We start from the raw sequence: 16848 nt of genomic DNA, 5'->3' as shown, positions 1-16848 counted from the left end.
CCGCTTTGCCGATTGAGGGGGAGCAAAATGGGTATCGAAAAACTGCAGGCAGAACTGGACAAAGATCTAGAGATGCTGCGTGCCCGCGATTTCTGGGGCGCTCTCGCGCTGATCTGCTGCGCGGTTTTCTTTCTCTGGCGCACAAGTTTCATTCCCTTTCTGGGAGAGAACCGCGCCGGGGTGAGTGGGGCAGAGTGGTATAACTCCGCTGCCATCGTTCCTTTTGGCATCTGGTTTGCAATGCTCCTACTGGGATTGGTGTTGCTGCGCATCGCGATCAAGGCAGGGGGCGCAAAACGGGCATTTTCCGCCGTGGGTCTTGGCTGGGACCGCCAAGAGGCTATCCGCATCGGTTCAATCGCGGTCATCATGGGCATGTTCATTTTTGCTCTCGTTCCGCGTGTGGATTTCATCCTTGCCAGTGGTCTTGTGATTACTGCGCTGATTTACGGATTTCACGCGGGTCGGGTCGAGCGGATGCTGCAGTCGGCAGTTGCCGTGATTTTGCCCGGGATTTACGCACTCTTTATGCACTTTCCGCAGGCAGAGTGGAACAAACCTCATGATGACGACTGGCTGGTGATGGCCGCATGGGTGCTGCTGACCCTCTGGATGTTTGCACATGATCGCAGCCGTATTGCGCGGGCGACACCTTGGGTTGCGGTGCTGACCCCGCTGATACTTGTGACCGCCATGGCCTTTGGATTTCGGCAAAACGTGCCAAACCGGGGCGGGCTGCTGTTTTCAAAAATTGAGTATCACTACTACGTCACTCTTCGTCCGCTTTGGAGAAACTGATGGAATTTTTCCTTTCCCAGTTGCAAGGTTTCGGTGGGGCTTTTGCTGCCCTCGTCACGGATCCGATCACCTATCCCTATATCATCATTTCGGTTTTTCTGGGCATTGTCTTTGGCGCGTTGCCGGGGCTGACGGCGACCTTGGCGGTCACGATCCTTACCGGCTTTTTTGGTAATAAAATTCCGCTTGATTATGCGCTGATTGCCCTGTTGGGCGCCTATGTGGGCGCAATCTACGGCGGGTCTTACCCTTCGATATTGCTGAACATTCCCGGCACGGCAGCCAGCGCGGCCACGGCGATGGACGGCCACCCACTCGCGAAACAGGGACGGGGGGCCGAGGCCTTGGGGCTGACCACCACGGGCAGCTTCATCGGCACACTCATCGGGACGGCTGCCCTGTTGGTCTTTGTCTGGGCGCTTTTGTTGATTTCGCAATCCATCGCCAGCCCTGAAAAGGCGCTGTTGGCGCTCTTTGGGATCTTGCTGTCCGGTACACTGATGTCCGAAGACCTTGTGGTTAAAGGCTGGATCGCAGGGCTTGCGGGACTGGCGATGGCGATGGTCGGGCTTGATCCGTTGCTGAGCGAGCCGCGCTATACCTTTGGTTGGTCTTATCTGTTGTCGGGATTTCAGGTCGTGCCGGTGCTGATGGGGGCCTTTGCGATCCCGCAGATTATTGATGGGCTGCGTCAGATTGATGCGGGCAAAGTCATCGCGCTCAAGGGACGTATCCTGCCCAACCTCGCAGCCATCCGGCGGCATATGCCCACCATTGCCCGCTCTGGCGTGATCGGCACGGGAGTGGGTGCGCTGCCGGGCGTGGGCGAGGACGTGGCCGGTTGGGTCAGCTACGGTGTTGGTAAATCGGCCAGCCAAGATGGCAAGAACTTCGGCAAGGGATCAATCGAAGGGCTACTGTCGTCTGAGACGGCAAATAATGCCTGCATCGGCGGTGCGCTGATCCCGTTGCTGGTCTTGGGTATTCCCGGTTCTCCTCCCGCGGCCGCGTTGATGGGGGCGTTTAAGATCAACAACATCATCCCCGGGCCGACGATTGATCCCTCAATCATTCTGCGGGTCTGCGCGATCATGGTGCTGGCGTCGCTGACCATGTTCATCATGGGCCTGTTCACTGCGCGGGTTTTCATTCAGATCCTGCGCCTGCCGCAGACTGTTTTTCTGCCCGTCGTGCTGATCTTGACCACCATTGGCAGTTTTAGCGTGGGAGGCGGGATCAATGATCTCTACCTCATGCTGGGCGTGGGTGCGCTGGCTTACTTTATGAACCTGATGCGATATCCGATCGCACCGCTGGTCATTGGCGTTATTCTGGGCGGACTATTCGATGAAACCTTCCGCCGCTCCTTGCTGCTGAGCGATGGCGACCTGTCAGGCTTTTTCACGCGTCCAACCGCGGCGGTTCTGCTGGCGCTGAACGTGGCGCTGATTGCCGGGCAGTTGCCCGTGGTCCGCCGGACATTCGCAAAATTGAGGAATAGATAATGTTTGCCATCTGCGTGACCTTTCGTATCGCAACAGGACAGATGGAGGATTTCATGCCTCTGATGCTCGATAACGCCGATACCTCTAAAAAGCGTGAACCGGGCTGCCACCGCTTCGACGTGCTTACCGACGCGGATAGGCCTGATGAGGTGTTTCTCTATGAACTTTACACGGACAGCGCGGCCTTTGACGCACACTGTGACAGCGCCCATTTCAAAGCATTTAGCGCGGCCACGGCTGATATGGTGGTAAGCAAAGACGTAACGAGCTGGAGCACTGTAGCATCATGAGTGAATGGGAGGTTCATGCGGTCAAATACGCAGATCGCAACGCGCGGGTGAGAGGCGACAGCTTTGTTTTTGATGACCGGCACGACGTGGCCCACCCGATGGATTATTTCATCTGGGTTTTACGCCAAGGAGAGCGGGTGATCCTCGTTGATACGGGCTATGATGCGGCTGAAGCTGACGCGCGCGGCCGCCCGATCCAGCTTGATCCGCGCAGTGCCTTGGCGCCCTTGGGCATCACACCCGAAGCAGTCGAGACCGTGATCGTGACGCACCTTCATTACGACCACGCAGGCGGCCTGCATCTTTTCCCCAATGCGCAATTGCATATCCAAGCGGCTGAGATGGCCTATGCCACGGGGCCTTGCATGTGCCATGATACGCTGCGGATGCCCTTTTCTTCAGGACATATCTGTGAGGCGGTCAAACGTCTCTACTCCGGCAAGGTGATCTTCCATGATGGGGATGCCGAGGTCGCAGAGGGGGTCACGGTCCACCGTATCGGGGGGCATAGCCGGGGGCTGCAAGCGGTGCGGGTGCTCACATCGGCGGGCTGGCTCGTGCTGGCCTCTGACGCTGCGCATTTTTATGAGAACTTCCAAAGCCGCAAACCCTTTCCAATCGTGGTCGATATGCAGGACATGTTGGAGGGTTTTACAACGATCGAGCGGCTCGCCAGCCGACCGGAATTGATTGTGCCCGGACATGATCCCTTGGTCATGTCATCCTTTCCACGTGACAAGGCGGATCACATCGTGCGGTTGGACCTTGGTCCAAAGCTGTCCTCCGCTTGATCTAGGCCCCCGAGGCTCCCTTCTCAAACCGAAAGCTCCACCATGACCCGCATTCAAACCAAGAACGGAACCCCCATCTCGCGATTGGGATTTGGCGCCATGCAATTTGGCCGTACGGCGGATGTGGGCAACGCCAAAGAGATGTTTGAGACCTGCGTCGTGGCGGGGATCAATCACTTCGATACGGCCTATAGCTATAATGGCGGCGCGTCTGAAAGCATGTTGGGGCAGATCTTGGGATCAAATGTCGATGATCTGATCATCGGTACGAAAGCCCCCAATGATCGGCCCGCCACTTCGGGCAACTTATACGCCGCCTTGGATGAAAGCCGCAAACGGCTGGGCGTGGATGGGGTGGATATCTATTACCTACACCGTTTTGACGCTGAAACACCTCTTGAAGAGACATTTTCCACCTTGGCCAAGATGCAGTCTCAAGGGCTGATACGCTATATCGGCGTGTCGAACTTTGCGGCTTGGCAGATCATGAAGGCGCAAGCGGTGTGTAAGGCGATCGGCACCCAGATTGATGTCTGCCAACCGATGTATAACCTTGTGAAACGACAGGTAGAGGTCGAAATTCTTCCGGCCTGCGCGGACCAAGACATTGCCGTTAGTCCTTTTTCGCCCTTGGGTGGGGGCTTGTTGACCGGAAAATACGCCAAAGGTGCCGAGGGGCGTTTGCAAGACGACAAGACCTATGCCGCACGCTATGGGCAGCCATGGATGCACGAGGTTGCGCGCGATTTGGCCACGCTATCGCAGCGTCTGGGTATTGCGGCCACCACCCTTGCCGTGGCGTGGGTTGCCCGGCACCCGGCGGTGACGTCAGCGCTTATCTCTGGCCGAAATGTTGACCAGTTGCAGCCTTCGCTGGATGCGATGGGCTTGGACTTGTCCGAGGATAGCTACGCCGAAATTTCGCAACTAAGCCCGAAACCGACGCCCGCGACGGATCGGTCGGAGGAGACCTAAGCGTGGTCGGTCGGTAAAACTAAAGCGCCTTCACCGCGCATAAATGTGAAACCCAAAAGCGCTCCCCTTCATTGACATCATTCTGCGTTGCGGCAATGTTCCGCGACGGTCAGTTTGAATGGACAGTAACGTGACGAAAATCAAAAGACGCACATTTGGTGTCGTTGGTTTGGGCAATTTCGGAAGCTCCGTTGCGAAGGAATTGCAACGTTTCGGCAACCACGTCATCGGCATCGACATCTCAGAGGCTCGCGTTGCCAACCTCGCCGATACCCTGTCGCAGGCCATGATTGTGGACGCCCGCGATGATGCAGCGCTCCGTGATGCCGGTTTTGGGGACTGTGATACCGCCGTGGTGGCCATGGGGTCGGACCTAGAGGCGAGCATTCTATCGGCGATGAACCTCAAACTCGTGGGCGTTCAGGTCGTCTGGGCCAAGGCCACGACCCGAACTCACCACCGCATATTGAAGAAGCTCGGCGTGGACAGGATCGTGCATCCAGAGGTCGAGATTGGCCAGCATATCGCGCAGATCCTGCACAACCCACTTTTGCGGGACTATGTCAGCCTCGGCAATGGATACCATGTCGTGAACTTTCGCATCCCAGAAAGCCTTGAGGGCAGACGTCTGACCGAACTGCCGCATGGGAAAACCTATAATCTGCGCTGCATCGGCGTCATGCGGGGGAGCGAGTTCATCGGGCAGGATGGAGACGAATGTCAGTTGCAGTGTGATGATCTGCTCTTGCTGTTGGGCCAGCGCAAAGACCTGCACAGCTTTGCGGCTAGCCTCTGACAATGCCCCTGTCGTTTCGGTCCCTTTTGCGGCGGAAAAAGACCCTGCGGATGCCGCCGCCTGCGCTTTTGTCGCTCTATTATATGGCATTCATCATTCTGGGGGCCATTCTGCTCTGGCTGCCGATTTCGCATCACGGTGATATCGGTCTGGGCGAGGCGCTTTTCACCTCGACCTCCGCAGTAACGGTCACGGGGCTGGTGCTCGCCGATACCGGGGCGACATTCACGGGCTTTGGTCAAGCGGTGATCGCAGCGTTGATCCAGCTTGGCGGTCTTGGCCTGATGACCTTTGCGGTGCTGTTGCTGGGCGCGCTTGGTATTCCTATCGGCATGCCGCAACGGCTGATCCTGCGCGAGGACCTGAACCAGACATCCCTGTCAAACCTGTCCTATATCGCCCGTATGATCCTGATCATCGCGGTTTCTTGCGAAGCGGTGGGTGCAGCGCTTCTGGCCTTGGTCTTTGTGCCTGAGTTCGGCTGGGCCGGGCTGTGGGAGGCGGTCTTTCACTCGATCTCAGCCTTCAACAATGCCGGGTTTGCCCTGCATCCCGATAGCCTGTCGCAATGGGTGGGAAACCCGATCATCAATCTGGTGATCCCTGCGCTTTTCATCCTTGGCGGACTTGGGTTTATTGTGGTGGGCGATGTGTATCGCAGCCGGAATTGGCGTAAACTGACCCTGCATTCCAAGCTGATGCTGGTTGGCACGGCACTGCTGATCACTTGGGGAAGTGTCATGTTTGGCCTGCTGGAATGGGGCAATCCTGAGACCCTCGGCCCCTTGAGTGTCATTGAGAAACTATGGGCAAGTTGGTTTCAAGGCACCACGCCGCGGACCGCCGGTTTCAACACGATCAACACCGGCGGCATGCATGACAGCACCTCTTTGCTGACAATGACGCTGATGCTGGTGGGGGGCGGCAGCACTTCGACGGCGGGCGGGATCAAGGTGACCACGCTCTTTGTTTTGCTGCTTGCCACGATCGCATTCTTTCGACGTCAGACGACGCTACACGCCTTTGGCCGGTCCTTGGGGCTGGACGAGGTGATGAAAGTCTTGGCTCTCACCACGATCTCCATGCTGCTGGTCCTGACGGGGGTTTTCGTCATGACAATTAACCACGACGGCCAGTTCACCGATATTGCCTTTGAGGTTACATCCGCTTTCGGAACGGTCGGCCTGTCGCGCGGTATTACGGCGGAGTTAGATGGCATCGGGCGCTTTATCCTCATGTTGATCATGTTCGTCGGGCGGGTCGGGCCCTTGGCAATCGGCTTTTTCCTCGCCACACGCAGCGTTCCTAAGGTGAAATATCCCTCAGGGCAGATCTACTTAGGGTGAGGGGCAGCGAAGTTCGCTAGTGGTTGTTCTTCGGCGCTGGTCCGCCGGATGATTTGAGAATCCCATGCGCAACCAGTGATTGCCACCGGTTGAAAAACCTGTCACTGATTTCGGCGTCGGTTTCCTTCGGGAATTGAAAGGGAATCCGTTCCGGTCACAGCCGGGAAACGGAACTGCCCCCGCAACTGTAGGCGGCGAGCGCCTCTCAAAATGCCACTGGGATTACCCCGGGAAGGCGAGAGGTGCTGTAACCCGCCAGTCAGGAGACCTGCCGACGGATATGAAACCACGACCGGACGGGGTGTACCGGGGCGGGAAACTCGACATGGCCGCCCTGGCCATATTTCGTTTCGCGTCTTGCCCCTGACGGTCCTATCTGACGGGACGGATCGGATGAGACAGACCTTGATTGCGGCCACTTTGGTGGCCAGCGCCGCACTTCCCCTGCAAGCGCAGGAAACAAACTACCCCCTCAATCTCACGAATTGTGGTGTCGAAATATCCTTCGACGCCGCTCCGGACAGTGCCGTGACCATTGGCCAGTCTGCGACAGAGATCCTCTATTCTCTTGGTCTTGCGCCAAAGGTCTCGGGCACTTCGGTCTGGTTCAACCCGGTCCTGCCTGAATTCACCGCGGTGAACGACGGGATCGAGCGGATTGCCGATAACGACCCGAGCTTCGAGAGCGTGGTCGCGAAGAAGCCCGGTCTGGTCGCCGTACAATATGAATGGCACGTCGGAGAAAGCGGGATAGTGGGCACGCGCGAGATGTTCCACGACATCGGCATCCCCACCTACATCATGCCTGCCGATTGCGACACCAAAGACAATTCCACCGGTGGCGATGGCACCCGAACCGGCGCCTTCAAGACCGCGTCGGTCTACAAAGGCATCAGCGAACTCGCGACGATCTTCGACGTGCAAGACGCGGGCGAGGAATTGGTCGCCGAGCTACAAACCACGGAGGAAGATGCCATCGCCAGGGCCTCTGGGCTCAAACTGCCGGACGATCTGTCGGCAGTGTTTTGGTTTTCATCCGCCGATCTGGAGATTGACCCCTATGTCGCCGGGCAGCTCGGCGCGCCGGGCTACATGATGGGCGCTCTCGGTATCGAGAACGTCATCGCTTCGGACGAGGAGTGGCCGACGGTCGGCTGGGAGAGCATCGCCCGCGCTGATCCGGACGTCATCGTCATCGCCTACATGGACCGCCGCCGTTTTCCGGCCGATAATGTCGAGAAGAAGCTGGAGTTCTTGCGCAACGATCCCGTGGCAAGCCAAATGACGGCCGTGCAAAAGGGGCGGATCGTGCAGATGGACGCCCATGCGATGAGCGCGACGATGCGCTCAATTTACGGGCTGGAGACGCTGTCTGAGGCGCTCTCGGAGATGTCGTTCGAATGACGATGGTGGCCGCGCAGCCACGGGTCGCGCCGGTGCGGCGCCTGTGGGCGGCGCCACTGATCCTCGGTCTCACCATTCTCGCCGGGACGGCAATCGGCGAGACACGGCTGCCCTTCGCCACCGTCCTTCAAACGTTGGCGAACCACCTTTGGGGCGCGAGCTATCCCGTGGACGGGATCGAGGCGGGGATCATTTGGAGCTATCGCCTCCCTCGGGCCATTGTCGCCGCCTGTTGCGGTGGGGGGCTAGCGCTGACAGGCGTCGTGCTTCAGGCGCTCCTGCGTAATCCGCTGGCCGATCCCTACCTTATGGGCCTTTCGGCGGGTGCCTCGACCGGGGCGGTTCTGGTAACGGTCGCGGGCGTCGGCGGCGGCGTGATTTCCATGTCGTTCGGGGCACTGACCGGTGCGCTTCTTGCATTCGGCTGCGTCGTGGTCTTGGCCCATGCCGTGAGCGGAGGGGCGGGTGGCGGCCGTGCCACACAGGCTGCGGCCGCGATTATCCTTGCGGGCATTGCCGGATCGCAGATGTTCAATGCACTGACGGCCTTCACCATTGCCCGCTCGGCCAATGCCGAGCAGGCGCGCGGCATCATGTTCTGGCTGATGGGCAACCTCTCTGGTATTCGATGGGAAGATGTTATGGCCTGTACGCTGGTCTCCCTTGCTGGGGTGGGCCTTTGCATTTGGCACCGGCGCGGGCTTGATGCCTTCACCTTCGGGGCGGACGGGGCGGCGTCGCTCGGGATCAACGTGCCAGCCCTGCGCGGTAGCCTGATCACCGCGACCGCGATCATGGTCGGCGTTCTCGTCTCGAAGGTGGGGGCAATCGGCTTTGTGGGGCTGGTCGTCCCCCATGCCATGCGGTTTCTCGTAGGCACGCGCCACGATCGCCTGGTGCCGGCATCTGCTCTTGCCGGGGCAGTGTTCCTTGTCGCGGCCGATGTGATCAGCCGCGTCATAGTCCCGGGTCAGGTCCTCCCCATCGGAGTGGTGACCGCGCTCGTCGGTGCCCCTGCCTTTGCGCTGATCCTCGTTCGAGGTGCGCGCCGATGAGGATAGAGGTAGAGGCCCTGTCGGCGCGCGTGCATCGCACGCCGCTCCTTCAGGACATCACGCTCCGGATCGAGCCTGGAGAGTTGTTCGGCTTGATCGGCCCAAATGGTTCGGGCAAATCGACGCTGATGCGCTGTCTGGCCGGGCTGCACCGGGCTTCCATCGGGCGCGTCCTGGCCGAAGGTGCGGACCTTGTAAGAATTCCGGCCCGGACGCGCGCGCAGCGCATCGCCTTCGTTGAGCAGCAAGCCGATACGACGGATCGCCTGACCGTCCTCGAAGCAGTTGAACTGGGGCGGACGCCCTACCTCTCGCCTCTGCGCGGGTGGCGCGGGGTCGATGATGCTGCGGTGTCGGACGCCCTTGGAGCGGTGGAGATGACCGCATTCACTGATCGCCTCTGGCATACCCTCTCGGGCGGTGAACGCCAGCGCGTCCACATCGCCCGCGCGCTTGCGCAGACACCCGATCTCCTGCTGCTCGACGAGCCCACCAACCACCTCGACATCCGCCATCAGCTTTCACTCATGGAACTTGTCGGGAGCCTACCGATAACCCGCGTCGTCGCGCTGCACGATCTCAACCAGGCTATGGCCTGCGACCGGATCGGGGTGCTCAGCGGAGGTCGGCTTTTCGCCATTGGTTCTCCGACCGAGGTTTTGAGCGAGCCGCTGCTTGCCGAAGTTTTCGGCGTGTCGGCCATGCGCCATGCGGTTCCGGATGGCTCGTCACGCCTCCACTTTTCTCATGCTCTGTAAAGGATCACCCATGCGACTTCTGACCGCACTGATCACCCTTCTGCCGTCCCTCGGATACGCCGAAACCCATGATGTGAAAATGCTGACGCGCGGAGACACCGGCGCGATGGTCTACGAGCCCGCCCATCTGCAAATCGCTCCCGGCGACACGGTCCGTTTCCTGCCAGCACAGCACGGCCACAACGCCGCGTCTATTTCCGAGATGTTGCCCGAAGGGGCCGAGCGTTTCATTGGAGAAATCGACGAAGAAGAATCGGTCAGTTTCGAGATCGAGGGACGCTACGGCATCAAGTGCTCGCCGCATTACGCTATGGGGATGGTAATGATCGTCGACGTGGGGGAGGTCGATGACGCAGCGCCCCTGCCGTCTGCGCTGCCTACCCGTGCACGAGAGCGGATGTCGGAGATTCTCAACCGATGACTGGAGAGCGACAGATAGTTCGAAAGTGCCACCGATATGTGCCGCGACCATGGCTGCCAACACGATCCCCGCAAAGCTCACTTCGGCCGAATGCATTACCCAGCCCGAAAGGGGCAGTATGAGAATGGCGACGTAGAGTACCCAATGTACCGTCTGGGCCGCAAAGGTCTTGAGGCGGCATTCGGCGCGGTGATCGTCGACAGCTTGAGACACTTTTGCCCGCAGCGTAGGTCGGCATGGGAACTAAACTTACTGAGGCGCATCCCTCAAACGGTCCATTTCCTTTGCGATCATAATTGCGCATTCGTCAACTGAGTTAAGGGCGGTATCCACGATTAAGCGATCGCACTTCCACGGCTCAAAGGTCCGTTTAAAGACCTCGTGCCAGTTGGGAACGACAAGCCCTTTGATATCGCTGATACGCGTCTCGACTCGTTTTCGATGAAGCGCTTTATCCGAACAGATTACTTCGACGTTCAACAGGTGAGCCGCGCCATCGGAAGCGGTCTTCGTCCATAGTTGTCGTGAAATTTCGATGGGATTGACCGTATCGGTAATAACGTCGAAGCCAAGCAAAAGGTTGTCTTTCGCAATAGCTGCGAGTGCCAAGTAGCCTGCATCCTCTGCGGGATGAATACTTAGAATGCTTCGTTTCAGAGCCGTTTCAACGGAATCTACACGAAGATGGATAGCCGGAGTAAGCGCCGCCAGTTTCTTTGCCAAGGTCGTTTTGCCGACCCCAGGAAGCCCGGAAAGAGAAACTAAGATATTCATTCTGGGAAGTTATCACGGAGGGGGTCTAATCCACCAGTCGAACGGCAGGCAAGACCGCATTGCCGGAAACTAAGTGGTTCTTATATTGCTTTACCGCCATAGGAGAGTTTAGAGCCCAACCTAACAAGCAAACTGGTCGAGCATTTCGCAATCGCAGCGAATTCGGCTGCGAAAGACGGGCGTTGAGCAGATATTCATGGCCCGCAGAGTAAGAATGCGGATTGCATTTCAACTCAACATCATCCGCCGAAAGTTTGCATGGGTGTCGGGCGCATTACGCTCCATAAGGCACAGTTCACACAGCACTATCGTCACGAACGGAACCGCTTGGGATCGCACGACGAAGGTTGGTTTGCCCGCCCCCCACTCACGGGGGCGGGCAGTATATTCGTGAGATTACGCGCCCGGCATCGCCATTTTGCGGCTAACCTGACCGGACGGCGCGTGCAACTCGTCGGCGACGAAATCGAACCCGTAGCGCTCATAGAAGGGCCGCCCGATTTTATTTTCGCGGAAAACCTCTACGGACAGTGGGCCCTTGAGTGAGACCGCGTGGTCCACCAATGCCCGGCCATGGCCTTGCCCATGCAACGCTGGATCGAGAAACAGGCCGCCGATCTCATTGCCGATAAGTGCAATGAAGCCGGCAACGTTCCCACCCTTTTCCAGAACATAGGATTCGGCGTTGGGCAGGTAGACGTCCCGCATCGCCTGATGCACCTCGGCGACGAAGTCTTTGGAAAGAAACGGATGGGCCAAGGCGTTCGCCCGCTGCCAGATGTCGATTACCGCCTCAACGTCCTCGGCGAGGTAGAGGCGGATGGTTTCAGTTGTATCATTCATTGTCTTTGATCCTTTTAGCGTTGGTTAAGTTGCGCACGCACAGAGGTGATCCCCAGCCGCGTCACGCGGTAGGGGCGTCCGTTTTGCGAGCGGATGAAGCGGCGTCGTCTCAGCCGTTGGAACAGGTCGAGCGGGCAGTCCGTCAGGACGTGTCCCTCGCGTGTAAAACAGGTGATTTCGCGGATCTTGCCCTTGTCGCACCGTTCATAGTGGATAGCTCCACCAAGGGCGAGTTCGTGCAAAACACGCTGTTCGTGCTTTGATATATTCAATGGATTGTCTCGATTTTATGAGAGCACAGAAACAGGATCACTCAGCAAAGCGCGTGAGTGTTCTTGATGTGTCAGTTGCTCCTGAGGCCTACCGGCTGGGAAGGTTCAGGAACGGGCGCGGGCCCGGGGCTCTTGCATAAAATCTCCATTGCATGAGGCCATTCGCTTCATGCTGATTGCGACTTAGGGAGGCAGCGGCCTCAGAGCAAGTGAGGTTTTTTGTAAGAGCCTCAGTGTTTCGTCTGCGCTACAGTATATTCACGGCTGGGCACTGCTGGGTCGGCGCAGGACGTTGCCTGCGTTTACAGTCTCTGCCGTGCTTAAGTAGGACTGACGGCTGCCAAAGAAGGAGCTCTATGCGGAGAGGTCGAGAAACAACAACTTGACCCATGTCATTTGGAGTTATTTCGGATGAAGTACGTCAAACGTCGAGGCAGCGATGATCGGGCAATCGATTGCCGCTGATCTGAACGTTTGGTCCAGTGAGGCTCGGTATCTCTGTTCAATTCCGAGCCGCCAGATCCTAGTTCGAGGCATGCAGCGCGGCGCTTAAGGCCCAGCAACGCGCCAAACTACTTGTCGCCAGTCCAATCGAACCTCTGAAAGGGCAGATCAATCCATCTCGGCGCAACACGAGAATAGGCTTTAGCTCAGTGTAACTCGCGGCTATACGATGCTCTTCACCCAATGGCTGGCAGCGCACCGCAATCCCAACTTGAATCACCAAAGGTCTGACCTTCGAAAAGAACTTAGGACAGAACGCCTAAGAAATTGGTGGCTAAAGGATTTTTCCAATCGCGGGCTCAGCGGAGAGCTTAGCTTGACCACATTTTATTTGCGTTGACAGGTAAGAGGGCGGTGGTACGGTTTCTTCATCCGTATATCCAGGAAAATTTACTTATGACTTTAGTTTCCCTTGCTCGGGTGGCCCTTCTTAGTGGTGCCGCCTTCTGCGGCGTTCTTTCTTCAGCCATGGCCGACGAAAACGCGCCCAAACTTGGCCCCAATGCAACTTCACTTCCGGAAGAGACCGACTATTTGCGGCAGAGCTCAGCTCCGGATTACTGGGCCTACTCGCCATTTGTGAAGCCACAGTTTTCAAGCTCTGCCTGTTCGATCGCGGCCGTTACCGCTGCTGTCAACGGGTTACGAGGCCTCCCGAAGCTGGCCGAAGATACGGTGCTGACCCAAACGACACTGCTTGAAACACTTGAGGATTCCACTTGGGCCGGGCTTTCGGCGGAGGGCGGGGACGGGGTCACCTTTAGCCAATTGGTGGAATACACTGACAAGACGCTCGCTGCTCTTGATATGGCTGACTACCAAGTAGAAACCTTTAAGCCCACGACTGCTGACGAAGCGACCCTCGAAAAACTGCGTGCGATATTGGCCGCCAACGAAAGTACGGCAGAGGATGTACTTCTAATATACTTTAATCAGGGTGTGGTTACCGGTGATTGGGATGGGCCGCATGTCTCATTGATCGGTGCCTATAACGCTGCCAAGGACCGGGTGCTGATCCTTGAAGTGGATCAGGAATGGTACATTCCCTATTGGACCTCTGTGCCGGTTCTTTTGGAGGCCATGACGAAGCCAACTTCTGCCGAACATGGGGTATTGGAAAATGAAACTGGGGGTTTCGTTCACGTAAAGCGCGCTGGATAGCGCGTCGCGTCACGCTACGAAAGAGCGCTACAAGCTTACTGACAAGGCAATCTAGCTAGCAAAGGTCTAAACAACCAGCACGTCGTTTAGATCACTTACCAAACGTTCGATCAGTTCTAGAGCCGCATAGCAAATCGGAAGCCTACGTTTCGCCTTCTAAGCCGCGCGCCTTTGTTGAGACGTAGCGACTTTATGCGGGGAATGTAGCCATACCAACGGCTGCACTGACTATTCGCCGCCCTCGACGCTGATCTCTGCGAAGCAAGAGGGGCGGCGAATAGCTGGAGCCCTCTTCTTGAAGGCATGGATGACCCGACATCTAACGGTGGGGTGAAGCAGCATTTGGCTTGAACCACGAATAGTAAAGCAGCCGATCTTGCCCTACGACACGGGCGGTGAACGGACCTTCGGTCGGGGCCAAGGTCTGCTCTAGGACGGGGCAATCCGACCTCAACAGTTTTTCTCTGCCGTTCCTCCCAAATCTGGCACCTCCCTGTGCGCCGCTGAAACGGGAGTTAAGTTTACTGTGCAGGATGTCTCCAAGCGGCTTTTCTTAATGAGCAAAGCCTCTATAGCTCCACAATTGAATTCTCAGACCCACTGGAGCGTCTCGCAACGAAATATAGCAGGGACGCCGCGCAGGCTGGAATTGCGAGCCCAAGAGCCATTGGCAAGGCGGTGGATGCTCCGCCTACGGCCACGAAGCTGGAAACGGCGAAGGCGAGGGCAAACTGGATGGCACCCAGAAGCGCCGATCCCATCCCTGCCGCGGCCTTGGTCAATTCCATTGCAAGGGACATCGCATTTGCCGAAAGCAGGCCCACCAAGCCGATCGAAACCCACAGGGGCACGACAAATACCAACAGGGAGTCTGTCTGAGACAGCAGGGTGAGCAGGATGGTAGATGCGGCAAAGAGCGGCAACACGGTTTTGAGAATTTGTTCTGGGCTGAAACGATTGAGCAATATCCCATTGATCCGGCCAAAGATAATTAACGCGGTCGCGATGACCGCGAACATGATGCCAAAGCCAATGGAGCTTAGCCCAAAAATCCCTTGGAATACCCCCGATGAGCCTGTGATAAAGGCAAACATACCGCTTTGGATAAGGCCCGCCACCAAGGCCATCGTGACAAACCCGCGTTGCGAAAGGAGGCGTTTCGCGGCTTTTAAGCCATCGTGAATGGGCGCGGGCTGTCGATCCTGAGCGGGTAGGGTTTCGGGCAGGCTGACCACGGAGAGGGTCAAGGCCACAAGGCTGATTAGCGCCATCGTTGCAAAGATCGACCGCCAGCCAAAGGCTTCGAGAAGCAGGCTGCCCATCGTCGGTGACGCGATGGGCCCGAGTGTCAGCAACATGACCAGCACGGTCATAACCTTCGCGGCCTTTTGCCCCTGATAAAGATCTTTCACCATGGCGCGGCCGACGACCATTCCCGCACTCGCGCCGATTGCCTGTAGGAACCGTAGGGCATTGAACCATGCAATGTCATTCATCAGCGGCAGTGCGATCGAGGTGACGGTGAACAGAACGGTCCCTACAAGAAGCGGGCGCTTGCGCCCGTAGGTATCGGTTAATGGGCCAATGAGGATCTGCCCGAAACAGAGGCCGAGAAAGAAAATCGAAAGCGAAAGTTCAGCCGCCGTATGGGTGGCGTTCATCGAGGCCGCGAGCTCACCGAGTGCGGCGAGGTACATATCGGTGGCCAACGGGGGGAAGAGGGACAAAAGGCCCAAGGTGGCGGTAACGGCAAAGGCCCGTTTCGGGGTAAGGGAAATCTGTGACATCTTGGCTCCGGCGATATTATTAGACTTCGGTCTATTTGCAATTAGTGGACGGCCGTCTAACAATCAATCACGGACTATTCTGCATCTATGAACAGGAACTGTGCATGTCGGGAAAAAGGCCAAGCGGGCGGCCCGCAAATCAAGACGCCAGCACGGCATTGAAGGCTGTGGCTCTACGTCTGGTTCGGGAACTGGGCTATGAGAAAGTCTCGGTTTCGGCAATCATTGAGCAGGCTGGCGTGGCGCGCCAAACGCTCTACAACCGCTGGAGTACGAAGGCTGATCTTGTCCTCGAAGCCGTTTTTGAGCAGACCAACACCTATGCCGCCGAACCTTCTTGGGACGGGGCAGAGGATTGTCGGACCTTGCTCGAAGGTTTCCTGATCCGTATTTTCGAACACTTGCGCATCGACGGGGACACCCTACGCGCGTTAATCGCGGCCTCTCAGCAGGATGCAAAGTTTCACAAGTCGTTTCATGCTAATTTCGTTTTGCCTCGGGAGGAGATGATTACCGCTTTGCTCCGCCGGGCGCAGGACCGTGGAGAGCTTTCGGCGGGGCGGAACGTGGAGACACTGTCGGCCTTGATACATGGCGCGTTCTGGTATCGCTTGCTGAACCGCGGGGTGTTGGACGCTGGGTTCGCGAAAGAAATAGTGGCGGAAACCTTCGCCTGATCGTTCGGCACTCTGCACTCGGACTAGGGTTGGCGCAGAAGTGAATCCTTTGCCCGAAGTGCCCGAGGCAATGCTCGGAAAAATCAGGACGGCGGCGTCAACAGGGCCGCCGCGGCGATTGTTCCTTCCCAAACTATGTCCAACGCGGCACCCAGTGACAGTCCTTCTCCGTGTTCCCAGAGGAAGATTGCCCTGCCCACGGCGTCGGTCGTGTAATTTGCAAGTGCTGCGGCGGCTTGAGGGTTCTTAACGCGTTGGCTCAGGCATTCTGTAAGCTCTCTGCGCTCCATCATGAGGAACCCTTGCAGAATACCTCTCGCTTTTTCGTTTGAGCGCAGAACCGTTCCGATCATCTGGAGGATTGGTTCATCATTGGTCAACGCCGCGAAGTGTTGATCCAAAAATAACTTGAGATCGTCCGCAAGCGGTCCGCTTCCGCTGCGTAACGCTTCTTTTGCAGCCTCCGAAAAGGGGGGCGGGGCCCCAACCGCAGCCGTTTCCTTGTTGGTATAATAGTTAAAGAAAGTCCGCGTACTGATGCCAGTTGCAGCGGCGATCTCCTCGGTCGTCACATTCTCTAACCCTTTTTGAACGGCCAGATCCAGCGTCGCCAGCTGAATCTCACGCGCCGTCTGCTGTCGTCTTCGCTCTCGTAACGAAACTGTCATGTCTGAATTCCTTGCGTACTGTG

The 16848-nt window shown here is 57.5% G+C and carries 18 protein-coding genes and 1 riboswitch; of the genes, 13 read left to right on the top strand and 5 right to left on the bottom strand.

From position 1 onward, the window contains the following. Positions 1 to 27 precede the first annotated feature (27 nt). The 11 genes from ACSQ16_RS11510 to ACSQ16_RS11460 all read left to right on the top strand — a co-directional run bounded on the left by ACSQ16_RS11510 (position 28) and on the right by ACSQ16_RS11460 (position 10139). The gene (locus ACSQ16_RS11510; RefSeq protein WP_243263080.1) at positions 28 to 798 is read left to right on the top strand and encodes a hypothetical protein; all 771 of its coding nucleotides are present in this window, start codon (positions 28 to 30) and stop codon (positions 796 to 798) included. Further along, positions 798 to 2303, top strand: a complete 1506-nt coding sequence (locus ACSQ16_RS11505) for a tripartite tricarboxylate transporter permease (RefSeq protein ID WP_243263081.1) — start codon at positions 798 to 800, stop codon at positions 2301 to 2303. Before ACSQ16_RS11510 ends, ACSQ16_RS11505 begins: the two co-directional genes overlap by 1 nt. After that, positions 2303 to 2593: a putative quinol monooxygenase gene (locus ACSQ16_RS11500; RefSeq protein WP_243263082.1), complete on the top strand. Its 291-nt coding sequence runs from the start codon at positions 2303 to 2305 to the stop codon at positions 2591 to 2593. Before ACSQ16_RS11505 ends, ACSQ16_RS11500 begins: the two co-directional genes overlap by 1 nt. Continuing rightward, positions 2590 to 3384 (top strand): N-acyl homoserine lactonase family protein, encoded by a 795-nt coding sequence (locus ACSQ16_RS11495; protein ID WP_243263083.1) that lies wholly within the window; start codon positions 2590 to 2592, stop codon positions 3382 to 3384. Before ACSQ16_RS11500 ends, ACSQ16_RS11495 begins: the two co-directional genes overlap by 4 nt. A 42-nt stretch (positions 3385 to 3426) precedes the next feature. Beyond that, positions 3427 to 4359 carry an aldo/keto reductase gene (locus tag ACSQ16_RS11490; RefSeq protein WP_243263084.1) on the top strand — a complete coding sequence of 311 codons (933 nt, stop codon included), beginning with the start codon at positions 3427 to 3429 and terminating at the stop codon, positions 4357 to 4359. Between the two features lie 130 nt (positions 4360 to 4489). Further along, positions 4490 to 5155, top strand: coding sequence for a potassium channel family protein (locus tag ACSQ16_RS11485; RefSeq protein WP_243267851.1), 666 nt, complete (start codon positions 4490 to 4492; stop codon positions 5153 to 5155). A 50-nt stretch (positions 5156 to 5205) separates the two neighbouring features. Next, positions 5206 to 6501: a TrkH family potassium uptake protein gene (locus ACSQ16_RS11480; RefSeq protein WP_243263085.1), complete on the top strand. Its 1296-nt coding sequence runs from the start codon at positions 5206 to 5208 to the stop codon at positions 6499 to 6501. A gap of 100 nt (positions 6502 to 6601) precedes the next feature. Beyond that, positions 6602 to 6791, top strand: a riboswitch (cobalamin riboswitch). Positions 6792 to 6894: 103 nt separating this feature from the next. Continuing rightward, complete coding sequence (locus ACSQ16_RS11475) at positions 6895 to 7905, top strand: ABC transporter substrate-binding protein (RefSeq protein WP_243263086.1); 1011 nt, start codon at positions 6895 to 6897, stop codon at positions 7903 to 7905. A gap of 2 nt (positions 7906 to 7907) precedes the next feature. Next, positions 7908 to 8960, top strand: a complete 1053-nt coding sequence (locus ACSQ16_RS11470; RefSeq protein WP_435988796.1) for a FecCD family ABC transporter permease — start codon at positions 7908 to 7910, stop codon at positions 8958 to 8960. Continuing rightward, positions 8957 to 9718, top strand: a complete 762-nt coding sequence (locus ACSQ16_RS11465; protein WP_243263087.1) for an ABC transporter ATP-binding protein — start codon at positions 8957 to 8959, stop codon at positions 9716 to 9718. Before ACSQ16_RS11470 ends, ACSQ16_RS11465 begins: the two co-directional genes overlap by 4 nt. A 10-nt stretch (positions 9719 to 9728) precedes the next feature. Further along, entirely contained in the window at positions 9729 to 10139 is a 411-nt protein-coding gene (locus tag ACSQ16_RS11460) for a pseudoazurin (RefSeq protein WP_435988493.1), read from the top strand. 249 nt (positions 10140 to 10388) lie between these two features. Here the strand turns inward: ACSQ16_RS11460 and ACSQ16_RS11455 are convergent, their stop codons facing one another. The 3 genes from ACSQ16_RS11455 to ACSQ16_RS11445 all read right to left on the bottom strand — a co-directional run bounded on the left by ACSQ16_RS11455 (position 10389) and on the right by ACSQ16_RS11445 (position 12028). Continuing rightward, the gene (locus tag ACSQ16_RS11455) at positions 10389 to 10913 is read right to left on the bottom strand and encodes an AAA family ATPase (protein ID WP_243263089.1); all 525 of its coding nucleotides are present in this window, start codon (positions 10911 to 10913) and stop codon (positions 10389 to 10391) included. A 396-nt stretch (positions 10914 to 11309) separates the two neighbouring features. Then, positions 11310 to 11756, bottom strand: coding sequence for a GNAT family N-acetyltransferase (locus tag ACSQ16_RS11450; RefSeq protein ID WP_243263090.1), 447 nt, complete (start codon positions 11754 to 11756; stop codon positions 11310 to 11312). 14 nt (positions 11757 to 11770) lie between these two features. Beyond that, entirely contained in the window at positions 11771 to 12028 is a 258-nt protein-coding gene (locus ACSQ16_RS11445; RefSeq protein WP_093926257.1) for a YjhX family toxin, read from the bottom strand. 900 nt (positions 12029 to 12928) lie between these two features. On the opposite strand from ACSQ16_RS11445, the gene ACSQ16_RS11440 reads away from it, so the two are divergent. After that, on the top strand, positions 12929 to 13693 hold the full coding sequence (locus ACSQ16_RS11440) for a phytochelatin synthase family protein (RefSeq protein ID WP_317406207.1): 765 nt from the start codon (positions 12929 to 12931) through the stop codon (positions 13691 to 13693). A 569-nt stretch (positions 13694 to 14262) separates the two neighbouring features. On the opposite strand, the gene ACSQ16_RS11435 is transcribed toward ACSQ16_RS11440, so the two are convergent. Continuing rightward, positions 14263 to 15480, bottom strand: a complete 1218-nt coding sequence (locus ACSQ16_RS11435; RefSeq protein ID WP_243263092.1) for a multidrug effflux MFS transporter — start codon at positions 15478 to 15480, stop codon at positions 14263 to 14265. 104 nt (positions 15481 to 15584) lie between these two features. On the opposite strand from ACSQ16_RS11435, the gene ACSQ16_RS11430 reads away from it, so the two are divergent. Beyond that, positions 15585 to 16157, top strand: coding sequence for a TetR/AcrR family transcriptional regulator (locus ACSQ16_RS11430; protein ID WP_243263093.1), 573 nt, complete (start codon positions 15585 to 15587; stop codon positions 16155 to 16157). Positions 16158 to 16240: 83 nt separating this feature from the next. Here the strand turns inward: ACSQ16_RS11430 and ACSQ16_RS11425 are convergent, their stop codons facing one another. Next, positions 16241 to 16825, bottom strand: coding sequence for a TetR/AcrR family transcriptional regulator (locus ACSQ16_RS11425; RefSeq protein ID WP_243263094.1), 585 nt, complete (start codon positions 16823 to 16825; stop codon positions 16241 to 16243). Between the last annotated feature and the right edge of the window lie 23 nt (positions 16826 to 16848).

This window comes from Sulfitobacter sp. SH24, assembly GCF_965641895.1.
Classification (GTDB): Bacteria; Pseudomonadota; Alphaproteobacteria; order Rhodobacterales; family Rhodobacteraceae; genus Sulfitobacter; species Sulfitobacter dubius.
Note: the sequence above shows the minus strand (reverse complement) of the source record. Positions and strands in the feature narration are given on the sequence as shown.